The 12,587-nt window shown below is 70.9% G+C and carries 8 protein-coding genes; 2 read left to right on the top strand and 6 right to left on the bottom strand.

Translation table 11 applies throughout. From position 1 onward, the window contains the following. Positions 1 to 97 precede the first annotated feature (97 nt). Entirely contained in the window at positions 98 to 3,487 is a 3,390-nt protein-coding gene (locus tag WA762_RS13255) for a S8 family serine peptidase (RefSeq protein ID WP_335935753.1), read from the top strand. Positions 3,488 to 4,157: 670 nt separating this feature from the next. Then, positions 4,158 to 5,195 carry a PP2C family protein-serine/threonine phosphatase gene (locus WA762_RS13250; RefSeq protein WP_335935752.1) on the top strand — a complete coding sequence of 346 codons (1,038 nt, stop codon included), beginning with the start codon at positions 4,158 to 4,160 and terminating at the stop codon, positions 5,193 to 5,195. A gap of 167 nt (positions 5,196 to 5,362) precedes the next feature. On the opposite strand, the gene WA762_RS13245 is transcribed toward WA762_RS13250, so the two are convergent. From WA762_RS13245 to WA762_RS13220, 6 genes are all read right to left on the bottom strand, one after another. Next, positions 5,363 to 6,235 (bottom strand): hypothetical protein, encoded by an 873-nt coding sequence (locus tag WA762_RS13245; RefSeq protein ID WP_335935751.1) that lies wholly within the window; start codon positions 6,233 to 6,235, stop codon positions 5,363 to 5,365. 64 nt (positions 6,236 to 6,299) lie between these two features. Continuing rightward, a complete protein-coding gene (locus WA762_RS13240; protein WP_335935750.1) occupies positions 6,300 to 7,631 on the bottom strand; it encodes a Dyp-type peroxidase in 1,332 nt (443 codons plus the stop codon). A gap of 34 nt (positions 7,632 to 7,665) precedes the next feature. Then, positions 7,666 to 8,679 (bottom strand): hypothetical protein, encoded by a 1,014-nt coding sequence (locus WA762_RS13235; protein ID WP_335935749.1) that lies wholly within the window; start codon positions 8,677 to 8,679, stop codon positions 7,666 to 7,668. Between the two features lie 68 nt (positions 8,680 to 8,747). Beyond that, positions 8,748 to 9,281 (bottom strand): hypothetical protein, encoded by a 534-nt coding sequence (locus WA762_RS13230; RefSeq protein ID WP_335935748.1) that lies wholly within the window; start codon positions 9,279 to 9,281, stop codon positions 8,748 to 8,750. Positions 9,282 to 9,484: 203 nt separating this feature from the next. After that, complete coding sequence (locus WA762_RS13225) at positions 9,485 to 10,351, bottom strand: alkaline phosphatase family protein (protein WP_335935747.1); 867 nt, start codon at positions 10,349 to 10,351, stop codon at positions 9,485 to 9,487. 67 nt (positions 10,352 to 10,418) lie between these two features. Further along, on the bottom strand, positions 10,419 to 12,545 hold the full coding sequence (locus WA762_RS13220) for an alpha-galactosidase (protein ID WP_335935746.1): 2,127 nt from the start codon (positions 12,543 to 12,545) through the stop codon (positions 10,419 to 10,421). Between the last annotated feature and the right edge of the window lie 42 nt (positions 12,546 to 12,587).

Below are 12,587 nucleotides of genomic sequence, written 5' to 3'. Positions count from 1 at the left end.
CGGGAAACCCGCCACGCCCGGCGTCCCCCACGCAATCCGCAAGTCTGCCAGGCTGCGGCTCCAGCATGGCATGTTCACAGCGTCAACGAGGAGATTCATGCGCCCCATAACCCGTATAGCCTTGGGCGCGGCGACCGCCACCGTTCTGGCCGTCACCGCAGTCGCGCCTTCCGGGGCGGCGGATATGCCACCTGACGGGACCTCGGGGAAGAGGCCAGTCATCGGCAGCGGGACCGCCGCAACGGGCGGCAAGCAGGTGACGGTCACGCTGATCACCGGCGACAAGGTACTGGTGACCACGGACGCGTCAGGCCGCAGTTCGGCGGCCGTGCTGCCCCGCGAGGACGGTACGCAGCCGATGGCCCAGACCTATCAGATGGGCGAGGACCTTTACGTCTACCCGGAGCACGCCTCCCAGGCGATCGCCGAGGGCAAGGTCGACGAGCAACTGTTCAACGTCACTGGGCTCATTCGCCAGGGATACGATGACACGCACACCGACGCGCTGCCGCTTATCGCCACCTACCGGAACAGTGTGAGCGTTGCCGCGAGCGCGCCAGCGGCTCCTCGCGGGGCCGAGCGGAGCCTGAGCCTCCCGGCTGTGAACGGTGTCGCGCTCAGGGCGGGCAAGGACACCGCCGCCGCCTTCTGGCAGGACATCACCAACGCCCGCTCACGTTCCGGCTCCACGGTGAACAAGCTGTGGCTGGACGGCAAGGTCGAGGCCACACTGGACCGGTCCACCGCTCAGGTGCACGCGCCGGAGGCCTGGGCTGCCGGCTACGACGGCAAGGGCACCAAGGTCGCCGTGCTGGACACGGGCGTGGACGCCGAGCACCCGGACCTGGTGGGCAGGGTCGCCGAGGCAAAGAACTTCACGGACTCCAAGACCACCGACGACAGGCAGGGGCACGGCACCCACACCGCCTCCACGGTCGGCGGGTCCGGAGCGGCCAGTGACGGCCGCAAGAAGGGCGTCGCCCCCGGTAGCTCCCTGCTCGTCGGCAAGGTCCTCAACGACCAGGGCTACGGCCAGGACTCCTGGATCATCGCGGGTATGCAGTGGGCCGTCGACCGGCAGGCCGACGTCGTCTCCATGAGCCTGGGCAACCCCACGATCGGCGACTGCGGCGACCCGATGGCCCAGGCCACGCGGGAGCTGTCGAAGAACAAGCACACCCTGTTCGTCGTCGCCGCCGGCAACGCCGGTCCGGGCGCCGAGACCGTCTCCTCGCCCGGCTGCGTGCCCGGCGTGCTGACCGTCGGCGCCGTCGACCGCGACGACACCACCGCGCAGTTCTCCAGCCGCGGCCCCGTGGCCGTCACCCACACCCTCAAGCCCGAGATCGCCGCCCCCGGCGTCGACATCTCGGCAGCCGCAGCGGGCGGCCGCGGCGTCTACGCCTACCGGACGATGTCCGGCACCTCCATGGCCACCCCGCATGTCGCGGGCGCCGCGGCCGTCGTCCGTCAGGCCCATCCGGACTGGACCGCACAGCAGATCAAGGCCGCCCTGGTCTCCTCCGCACGCACCGGCGGCAAGGTCGCGGGCGCCGACCAGACCGGCGGCGGGGTCCTCGACGTGTTCGGCGCCGTGAACCAGAAGGTGCTCTCCGCGCCCGCCGTCCAGGCCGGCAGCTACAACTGGCCGCAGGACGCCTCGGACCGCACCACCGTGCAGGTGCCCTTCACCAACATCAGCGGCAGCGACCTCACCCTGAACCTGAAGGTCAGCGGGGTGCACGGCAGCGACGGCAGCGACGTCAACTCCGGCGTCATCAAGCTGGAGCAGAAGAAGGTGAGGGTCCCCGCGGGGGCCACCGCTCAGGTGCCGGTGCGGATCGACCCCACCGCCCGCCTCAAGGACGCCCAGTACGGCGCTGTCACCAGCCGGATCCTGGCCACCAGCGGCGATGCGCACATCTCCGTGCCCGTCACGCTCTACGTCCAGCCGGAGACGTTCACCCTCCGGGTCAAGGTCATCGACCGCAACGGCAAGCCCGCGACCGGCACCTCCTCCCTGGACCTCGTCAGCCTCGACATCGACAAGGGCGAGCGCCGCAAAAACCAGGGTGCGGCCGAGCAGATGTACCGTGTGCGCCCGGGCGACTATGCCCTCAGCAGCTTCGTGGCGACGAACGACGCGAACAACGCGCCCGAATCGGTCAGCTACCTCGCGAACCCGCAGCTGCGGATCAGCCACGACACCACCGTCGTCCTCGACGCCCGCAAGGCCCACCGGCTGAGCCTGCACACCGACCGGCCCTCGACGGTGAACAACACCACGTTCAGCTACGCCCGCACGTGGGACGAAACCTGGCAGGTATCCGGAACGCTCACGGCAGACGGCACCGTCCAGAGGTTCTACGCAGACGTCGACGGACGCGCCAAGAACGGCACCTTCGAGTTCCGGCCCACCTGGCGCGCGAGCGGCTCCGAGAACGGCTCGCCCTACGTCTACAACCTGTCGTTCCCGACCTCGGGTCCGCTGCAGTCCGACCAGGTCTACAAGCCCAAGGACACCAAGCTGGCCCAGGTCACCGAAACGTGGAACGCCATGGGCAAGGAGGCCGACTACATCGACGCGCTGTTCATCCGCCCCTCCGGCAGCAGCGGTGCCTACATCCCGGTGAGCGCGTACGGCCAGGTCCACGCGCCCGCCACCCGCACCGCCTACTACACGACCGGCGACGACGCCTGGTACCACGGTGCGATGACCAGCTTCCCGTTCGCCGCGTTCATGGGTGACCAGGAGCGCACTTACAGGGCCGGACAGCGGAGCGCCGAGGAGTGGTACGGCGGCCCCCTGCGGCCGGGCGCGGCGCGCGACGCCGACGGCCGGCTGATGCTGGCCGCCGAGCGGCAGGGCAACCTGTTCGGCATCCAGAACGCTCTCTGGGTCGACGGCTCCGGCGACCACTGGTCCTACGGCGGGTCGTTCGGCGACATCGGCAACCTGACGTTGAAGCGCAATGGTGAGCAGATCGGCCGGCTCGCCTACCCCTACGGCGTGTTCGAGGTGCCGGACGAGGACTCCGTGTACGAGCTCACCCAGCACCTGGAGAAGATCTACTCCGGGGACCGCAACTGGCTGCGCTCCACCGCCGCGGACACCACCTGGAGCTTCCGCTCGCACCGGGAGCCGGACGTCTACTCACGCGGCCTGCCGATCCTCCACCCGGCGTACGACGTGCCGGTGGACGGCCTGAACACGCTGCCCGCGCAGAGGGGCATCAAGGTCGGTCTGTCGGTCGAGGGCCACGCCGAGTACACCCCCGGCGCTGTCAAGGCGGCATCGCTGTCCTACTCCTACGACGGCGGCACCACCTGGACCCAGGCGCCGACCGAGCAGCAGGACGGCAAGTGGACGGCCGTCCTCGACCACACCGGAGCCTCCGGCAAGCAGGTCATGCTGAAGGCCGCCTTCACCGACGCCAACGGCAACGCGGTCACCCAGACCATCACCCGCGCCTACGACGTCCGGTAGCCACGCAGTCCGGCCGGGCGGGCCTCCCCACAACGGGCGGCCCGCCCGGCCACCTGCTGCCCACACGTGATCCGCCTCCGGCCTCGACACCACCCGCAAGCAGCTGCAAACGCACCACCTGACGCCCGCAGCACCCCGGACCGGAGCATCGCCCAGGGCGTCCAAGGCGCAAGCGGCGTACCCGGGCCCGCCTGCCCGCCCCGGGCAGATACGGCACGCCCGGCCGGCCCGGCCCAGAGCCGGTTCGCCCCGACCGGCCCGGCCATCCGGAGTCCCGGGAACCACCGCAGGAGTGCACAGGCCGTGCACCCTGCATGCGGTGCTGGTCACAGCGCAGGGACTTTGTCCGGCAGGGCGCGGCCCGCCCACGGCCGGGTCTGCTTAAGGGCTGTCCCGTAATCCCTGGCGGGCGTGCGACGACATAGCCGCGGCGCCTCGCGGCGTTGTCGGAACGCCCGCATATGTCCCGTATGCGGGCGCCTCTCCGCCTTGCGATGCACCACATCTGACGCCGCACGCTGATCCACCACGGATTACGGGACAGCCCTTACGGTACGGGGAGTGCACTGTCTGCCCGGGAGGTCCCGTGCTCCGTAAGCAACCGAAGAGTTCCCCCCGTCCCCTCGAGGCCATCGAACCACCGCGCGACGCCGAAGTGACGATCGGCGCGGTGTCGGTGACGCTCCTGGTGATGGTTCTCGGCGCCCTCTCCGCGTCCCCGGTGTGGCTTCTCGGGCTCCTCGTGTTCCTGCCGGCGGCGGCGTCAGCGCTGTGCACCGTGCGCCAGACGAAGCTCGTGTCCGCATGGACCGCACTGGTGGTCGTCGTCACCATGCTGGTCCGGCACGGTGACGGGCGGCCGTGGCTCGACAGGATCCTCATGATGCTGCTCACTCTCGCGCTGGGCGCGGCGTCCGTCTACGCCTGCCACCGTCGAATCGGCCGCGAGCGCGAGACCCTGCGACTGCGTTCCACCGCGGCGGCGATGCAGCGCCAGATCCTGCGCCCCCTTCCCGTGATCACCGACGACGTCCTGGTGGACGGGGTGTACGAGCCCGTGCAGGAGGACCGGCTCGTCGGCGGCGACATCTACGACGTCGTGGTCTCTCCGTGGGGGACCCGGATCCTTATCGGCGACGTCCAGGGCAAGGGCCTGCCCGCGGTCGGCGCCGCGTTCGCCGTCATCGGCGCCTTCCGCGCGACGGCCCACCGGGAACCCGCCCTCACCGGGCTCGTCGATGCCCTCGACGCCTCCGTCGTACAGCACAACGCCTACGCCGCGCAGACCGGCGAGGACGAACGGTTCGTCACGGCGCTCATCGTCGACATCGACGCCAACGAAGAGGTACAGGTCATCAACTGCGGGCACATTCCGCCGCAGTTGCTGCGCGATGCCACCGTCACCACGCCGGCCCTCGCATCCGGCGTCCCTCTCGGTCTCGCCGAACTCGCCGCCGGACCCGCGACCGTCGACCGGTTCGCCTTCCCGCCCGGTGCGACCCTGCTGCTGACCACGGACGGGCTCACCGAGACACGCGCCGCCGACGGCACGTTCTACCCCCTCGACGAACGCCTCACCAAGCGCGTACATCTCTCACCCACCGACCTGCCGCGTGCCCTCTACGACGACGCGCGCGCGTACGCCGGGGGAGGAGGCCAGCACGACGATGTCGCGGTCCTGTCCGTCCGGCGGTCACCGCACCGCTGAGCGCAGCACGGCTCACGCCACACAATCGACCATGACGCCCGCCCGCCACCTGGGGGACGTCCTCCGGTACGCCGTGGGCATGGCTGCCGGGTCGATTCGGCAAGGCCGTCGGCGGCGCAGGGCGCGGGAACAGCCGACGGAAGGCGGTGTCCTGGTCGGCGTGCCCGTCAGGTCGCCGGGGGGCGGTTCCTGCGGCTGTTGAGCACCCCGGCGATCGGGAGGGCTGCTGCCAGGCCGCTGAGCAGGACCGCGGCGAGTGCGCCGAGGATGGCGGGCCGGCCGTCGAAGGCGATGCCGATCGCGGCCAGGGCGGGCCCGGCGTTGCGTACGGCGGCGATGCCTCCCATGGTGGTGCGGCGCGCCGGCGGCCCGGTGGCGAGCAGGGTGCCGGCAGCGAAGGCGGCGGCCGCGAGGACGAAGCCGGCCAGGAGGGCGAGCGAGCCGAGCAGGGCGAGGACGTCATGCCAGTTCCCGAGAAGCATGCCCGCCAGCACGATCAGGAAAGACACGTTCGAGACCGCGGTCGCCGGGGGGTGCCACGCTCGTGCGGTGGGCGTTGCGCAGTGGCGCAGCAGCAGGCCGACTGCGAACGGGAGGAGCTGCAGCAGGGCCACGGTTCCCACCAGTGTCGCGACATCGAGGGAGACTCCCCGGCCGACACCGGAGGCGCTGAGGATCCCGTTGGCCGTGGGGGCGAAAGTGAGACTGCCGATGGTGGCCAGCAGCACTTGCACGGCCGCGCCCGCGACGACATCACCGCTTTGCACCATGGCCAGCTTCGCCCCGAAGGGCCCGCCCGGTGAGGAGGCAGCCAGGACGAGGGCGATGAACGCCGCGGTGGGCAGGCCGAACAGCATGCCGATGCCCCAGCCCAGCAGCGGGACGACCACCAGGTTGGCGAGAAGGGTCAGCACCAGCAGGGGGACGTTGGCGAAGACGCTCCGCAGGGCCGCGACGGTGGTTCCGAGACCAGCGGCAAACATGGTGGCTGCGATGAAGATCACAGTGACGGCGTTGAACAGCAGATGCAGTGTCTCCATGAGGCGACCCCCTCGGGCCTGCGGAGCCGTCTCGGGCCGGTGCCGGGGCGCGCCCCGCGGACGGTCAGTCCCGCAGATTGCCGAGCCAGCCCAGGGCGCGCAGACCGGGCAGGAAGCAGTACTCGCCGCCGCGGGTGACGACGAACCGCGGCAGCGGGGGCAGGCGCCGACGCACCGGCCGCCGGGGAATGGTGAAGTCACCGCTGCCGTCGTGAGATCCGGCGACGGGGTCTTTGGCATCGCCCGCGCCGAAGAACACACTGTCGTTCATCCACTGGGACTGGACGAACTCGAACTGCCGCCCCAGGTGGGCCCCGATGAACGCGAACATCAGCCCCCGGTCCACCCCGTCGTTCTCCAGGTCCCCGTCGGGCAGCGGCGGGCCGTAGACGGCGCCGCGTCTGATCATGCGGTGCAGTCGCACCTCGCCCGCCACCGAGGCGTCACGGGGATTGGCCCGGCGGATGTGACAACCGGCAGGGGTGACGAATCCCGCCGGATCCTCCCGCGCGTACAGGAAGGTGTTGCGTCGGGAGGGATCCGCACCGAGAGCGGGGTCGTCGTGGTGCGGGCTCAGCGCCAGCGGAGCTCCGCTGCGCCAGCGGCCCATCATCTTGGCGGCCAGCAGTTCCTCGTCCTCAGGGCCGGTGGCGGCCTGACGCAGGTAGCGGCGGAACGAGGCGACGTCCTGGTGGAGTTTACGGAAGACCGCGTAGCTGCCATTGCGTCCCAGCGCCTCCGGCCGCGGCATCTGGACGCCGCCGATCTCGTCCCGGTAGCCGAGCACGAACTCGCCCGCCTTCAACGGCGCCTCCAACCGGTTCGACCCCGCGATGCCGCTGCCTTCGACGACCGGGTGGCTCACGCCGTCGCGGTAGCCGAAGTGCTCGGTCCCAGTGGGCAGCGCGTAGCAGTCCTGCCGCCAGACCGCGGTCACCCCGGTGAGCTGGTCGTAGGCGGGGCGGGCCCGCTCGACGGCCGCCTCCAGCCGTTCGGGGTCGGGTGCGACCGCGGTGAACACCACATGGACGTCCGGGGTGCCCAGTGGCGCTTCCCAGTGCTCGGGGCTGCTCTCGCCGTCATCGCCCAGCGCTCTGGCGCGGGCGGCCATCCCCTGCCGGAACTCCCACGCGAACGTCTCCAGCGAGGCGCTGGGCACACCGAGGACCTCCAGCCCGTGGCAGGTGACCGCGACGCTCACCCACGTCTCCCCCAAGGGGTTGGCCGAGTCGGCGACCGAGGTCACCACCTCGCTCGCGCGCCGCATCAGCTCCCTCCCGTGCGCCCGGTCACCGATGTGGAACGCCAGATAGGTCGCCGCGTACGGGGTCGGCCGGGGAGCGAGCACTCCGCGCTGAATGTCGTCGAGCTCCAGTGCCACTCGCCTTCCGCTCACGGAAATCGCCTCCTCGCCGCGGTGGCTTTCGTCGCTACCTGGTGACGAGGTTCCGCCAGAAATTGCGCAGGCTCTCATCGCCGCCGAACAAGGTGCTGAAGATCGTGGAGTCGGCGAGCAGGACGTCGCCGATCCGCTCACCTTCCGGAGGCATCCAGAGGAACATGTTGAACGCGCTGTTGCCGGCTTCGGTGAACGGATGCGGCCTGGCGGTGTCGATCGGCTGCATGGCCAGGACGTGAACGATGTCCGGCTCGTCCGTTGTCACGGCGTAGTGCGGCAGGTGCTGGTGAAAGTTGAAGTTGGTGACTCCTTCCAGCCACCCCTTGGCGTCCAGGTCTCTGAACGCGGAGAACGGGGCGATCCGGTTCCGCTCCCGCACGGCCGGCCGCAACCCGTAGCGGTTCTCCACCGGCACGCCGAGCCCGCGCATCACGCCCCGGAGGTATCCGGCAAAGCGCTGCTGCCGAGGGACCAGGGGATCGCCGTGATGGTGGTACTCGATGTCCCGCACCGCCAGGTCGTCCGACGCCCCCACGTCATGATGGGGCCCGAGGATCAGACGGGCGTCCTCCCGGCCGAGGAACGCCCGCAGCGCCTCGATCTCGCCGGGCTCCGCCTCCTGGCCGGTGACCATGTGGTCCAGCCCGAACACGAACAGGGTGTCGGTGTCGGCCAGCACCCGCTCGTCGAGCGGGGTGCGGAAACCGGCCTGGTCGATGCGCTGGTACACGGGGACGGGGTGTCCTGTGGTTTCCTCGACGAACTGCTGGAACGGCACCCAGGCCAGGAAGAACAGCTCGAGCGATCCCGCGATGCCCTGCTGGAATCGCAGCGGGTCGGACCACTTCGGGTCCTCGTAGGCGGGCCAGGTCACCCGCCGGACCTCGGTCATCGTGGAGAACCGGTTGTCCAGCTCGGCGGGGTTCCTGCCCGCCTCGGCAGGGTAGCTCCACGAGACGTAGATGCTCACCCGCCGCCGGCCAGGAGTGGGGGGGCGCGGGACGTGATTCTGGTTGTACGTGCGGGCGGTGGTGACCTCGTCCATTCCGCCTCCCTCAACGGTCGGCCGGCCATCTGTCCGCCGGCCCGCGCTCGGCACAGGCCGCGGGTTTCTCACTGCAACTGGTCGAGCATGTCCGACAGGGCGTTTTTGACGCGTAGCGCCTTCTTGATCTCGTCGGCGGTGACGTAGGGGTACTCTCCGTACTCGATGAAGCTCGGGCAGTGGTGCTGACGCACGAACCTGACGAACGCCTCAGGGTTGGTTCTCCAGTCCTCGGGGAACCCTTCGAGATTCTCGAAAGCAGTGCTCACTCCCGCCTTGCCGAACAGCGCGATGGCGTCCTCGGTGTACTTGTCGAAATCGGTGTCGAAGATCCCCTGATACATGAAACGCGTGTCATCGTCGAAGAGCACCCAACGCAGGTAGTGCAGCTTCAACGGCGCGAGAAGATACGGATCGCTCTCCAGCGCTCTGGCCAGGGCGCAGCCGTATTCCCGCATGGCTTCAGCCCGGCCCGGCTTCACCCTCGCGACGATGGTGAAGCCGTAACACGCGGGTGTCTTCGGGAAAATCGGGCCGTACTTCCCCTGTTCGAGCTGGTCGGTGTCCTTGGCGATGACGGCCGCCTGCGGCTTGATCTCCATGGTCATTCCTCCCGCCGCGTGCCGGCCGGACAAACCCGCTTCCATCGTTGCACGCAGCGTCGGTCCCCGCATGCGAGCACATTGTGGGGCGGGCGGCTTGCGGGCCAGGGGCCCTGCCACCACTGGTTGCCGAAGGGCGGCGCCGCGACGGATGCCGCCGCGCCGAGCGGCGAGGGGGCGTTCACGGAGGTCCTCCGGTCGGATCAGGCGGTGAACGCGCTGCCGTCCAGGGTCCAGTGGGCGTCGGGTGTGATGCCGAGGGCTGTGTAGACATGGGCGGCGACATCGGCGTGATGGAGGGCCGACGGAGTCGTGCCGGCGGGCAGACCGGGACCGCGCGCGGCGATCCAGGCCATACGCTCCTGCGGGCTGCGTCCCCCGTGGCCCCCTTCGTCGCGGTGGCCGTGGTCCGTCACCACGATGACCGTCCACTCCTCCGTCTCATGGCCGGGACGCTCTCGTACGGCGGTGAGCAACCGGCCGAGCCGCCGGTCGGCGGCTTCGATCGACCGGCGGTACTCCTGCCCGCAGCCGAGAAAGTGGGCGGTCTCGTCGACGGCGCCGAGGTAGACGAAGCCCGCGTGGAGGTCGTCGTCCGCTTCGAGGAGGTGTTCCGCCTCGGCGGTCACCCTCTCGTCCGCCTCCTCCCACGCTTCGGGGGTGTCCTCGCGGGGAGCGACGTAGGCGAGCCGGGACGGGGCGACGAAGAGCGGGCCGCCCTGCTGCGCGAGGAAGAGCGGAGCCCAGCCTCCGACGGCGAAGGTCCGCAGCCCGCAGTCGTAGGCGAGACGGGTCGTGAAGTCGGGGAAGACGTCGAGGCGGTTGCCGTCGAAGCGATTGGCCCACACCCCGTGCTTGGCGACACCGACGCCGGTGACGACGGTGGTCCAGCACGGGCCCGACATAGTGGGGGTCACGGAGTCCACCTCGACGGGCGCGAGGAACCCCGCGCGGGCGATCCCGTCGATGTGGGGGGTGGCGAGTTCGGGGAGCAGGTCGAGGCGTACGCCGTCGATGCCGACCACCAGTACGCGGGCGGTGTTCCGGGGGGTGTCCTGCGCGGTGTCCATGGGCGGATCCAGACGTGTCGTGGGCGGGCGAGGAAGGCGGGACGTGGGTGTGGAGGGGGCGTGTTGCTCAGGGGCCGACGCGGCGGAGCCGGATCAGGCTGCTGGCGTAGTCGCCGGCGGGAAGCCGCGGGTCGATGCCCTGGTTCACCAGGACGGTGCCGCTGTACACCCGGTCGAGGTCCAGGTCCAGGTAGTGGGCCCCGGCGTCGAGTGCGGGCAGCCGCACGGGGGCGGGGCGGTCACCGAACCGGGTCGTGGGGCGCCAGACGAGGAGCACGTGCTCGCTGTCGTCGGACGCCGCGTAGTGCACGGCGGTCACCGGGCCGACCGGGGTGATGCGGTGCTGCTGCCCCCGCTGCACGAGCGGGCGGATCCGCTTGTACTGGGCGACGAGCTCGGCGGCCTCGTCGAGTTCCTCGTCGGACCAGGACGTCAGGTCTCCACCGACTCCCAGCGCCCCGGCCATGGCGACGTGGAAGCGGAAGCGCAGCGGTGTGCGCCGGCCGGTGGCGGGGTTGGGGCTGTCGGTGACCCACGCGGCCATGGCCTGGGCGGGGAAGAGCTGACCGAAGCCGTGGTGGATGCCGATCCGGTCGACCGGATCGGTGTTGTCCGAGGTCCAGGCCTGGTCGGTGCGGGCGAGGATGCCGAGGTCGACGCGACCGCCGCCGCCCGCGCACGCCTCGATGCGCAGCCCGGGGTGGGCGGCGCGGAGCCGGTCCATGACCCGGTGGACGGCCCGGGTGTGGTCGATCCACAGCCGGTCGGGGTCGGGGTGTCCGTCCCAGCCGGCCTCGGTGAAGGGCCGGTTGGCGTCCCACTTGAGCCAGTCGACGTCGTGGTCGCGCACGAGCCGGTCGAGGGTCTCCAGGGCCCAGGCCTCGACCTCGGGCCGGGCGAAGTTCAGCACCAGCTGGTTGCGCAGCTCGGTCGCGTCGAGGCGGGGGGAGTGGACGACCCAGTCCGGATGGGCGCGGTACAACTCGCTGTCGCGGTTGACCATCTCCGGCTCCACCCACAGCCCGAAGGCCATGCCGAGTCGGTGCACCTCGTCGGCGAGCGGACGCACTCCGCGGGGGAACGCCTCGGGGCGGGGAGTCCAGTCGCCGAGCCCGGACCGGTCGTCGCGGCGGGCGCCGAACCATCCGTCGTCCAGGACGAAGAGCTCGGCACCGAGCCGGGCGGCCAGGTGTGCGAGGCGGATCTGGCCGGCCTCGTCGACGTCGAACCCGGTGGCCTCCCACGAGTTGTAGAGGACCGGCCGGTCCCGTTCGGGCTCCGGCAGCACGTGCCCGCGTACATAGTCGTGCCAGGCGCGGCTGGCCGCGCCGAAGCCGTGCGGGGTGTAGAGGCCGGCGTACACCGGTGTGCGAAGGCTCTCGCCCGCCCGCAGGGTCCAACTGAGGCCCTCGTGGCCGAAGCCACCGGTCCAGATGGTGCGGCCGACCGGATCGCGGTGGACCGTGACGCGCCAACTTCCGCTCCAGGCCAGTGTGGTGCTCCACACCTCGCCCCGTTCCTCCTCCGCGGTGCCGTCGTCGAGGGCCAGCCAGGGGCTCGCATGGTGGCCGGTGAGTCCCCGACGGCTCGTCAGCACGGTTTCGGCGACGGGAAGTCGGTCGCGGTGGAGCTGGAACTCGCTGTTCCAGCCGCCGACCAGATGGCTCAGCCGGTAGTCGGTCAGCGGGGGAGCGGTCCAGGAGGCCGAGTCCAGCCGGCCGACGGCAACCGGATCCGGCGGGCCGTCCGCGGCCCCGGTGTGGGTCAGCTCCGTCCAGCGCTCGACGACGTCGGTGCCGGGCCGGACGCGGTAGCACAGTTCGGCCCGCAAGGGGCGGTGCCGGTCGTCGAGGCGCAGCCGCAGTTCCCCGCCGTCGACGGTGTGACCGGCGAAGCGCCACTGGGCGCCTCGGGTGCCGTCGGCGAAGCGGACCTGAAGGCCGGCCGGTCCGAACCGCGCCCCGGTCTGCGGTGCGAGTTCGTCGGCGGCGGCTTCGGCCTCGAAGCTGCTCGCGGCCGGCGAGGTGGGTTCCGGCATCGCGGCGAGGGCGGCGGTGTCGAGCGGGGCGCCCCAATGGAGGTGCCGGGGGCTGCCGTCGGGGGCGACGCGGAGGGCGTACTGGCTGTTCGGTGTGCGCAGCACCGCGAGGCCGAGATCGGGGTCGAAGGTGACGGGCGGGAGCGTGGCGAGCACGGATGGGTCCCCTGACGTACGGAGAGGAACAGGGCCTCGTCC

It is taken from the genome of Streptomyces tyrfis (assembly GCF_037034285.1).
Lineage (GTDB): Bacteria > Actinomycetota > Actinomycetes > Streptomycetales > Streptomycetaceae > Streptomyces.
The sequence above is the reverse complement of the archived record's forward strand: the minus strand, read 5'-3'. Positions and strand labels throughout refer to the sequence as shown.

Excerpts from the sequence above, each read along its gene's own strand:
- WA762_RS13255 (WP_335935753.1), top strand. The coding sequence starts at position 98 with ATGCGCCCCATAACCCGTATAGCCTTGGGCGCGGCGACCGCCACCGTT.
- WA762_RS13245 (WP_335935751.1), bottom strand. The coding sequence starts at position 6,235 with ATGGAGACACTGCATCTGCTGTTCAACGCCGTCACTGTGATCTTCATC.
- WA762_RS13235 (WP_335935749.1), bottom strand. The coding sequence starts at position 8,679 with ATGGACGAGGTCACCACCGCCCGCACGTACAACCAGAATCACGTCCCG.
- WA762_RS13230 (WP_335935748.1), bottom strand. The coding sequence starts at position 9,281 with ATGGAGATCAAGCCGCAGGCGGCCGTCATCGCCAAGGACACCGACCAG.
- WA762_RS13225 (WP_335935747.1), bottom strand. The coding sequence starts at position 10,351 with ATGGACACCGCGCAGGACACCCCCCGGAACACCGCCCGCGTACTGGTG.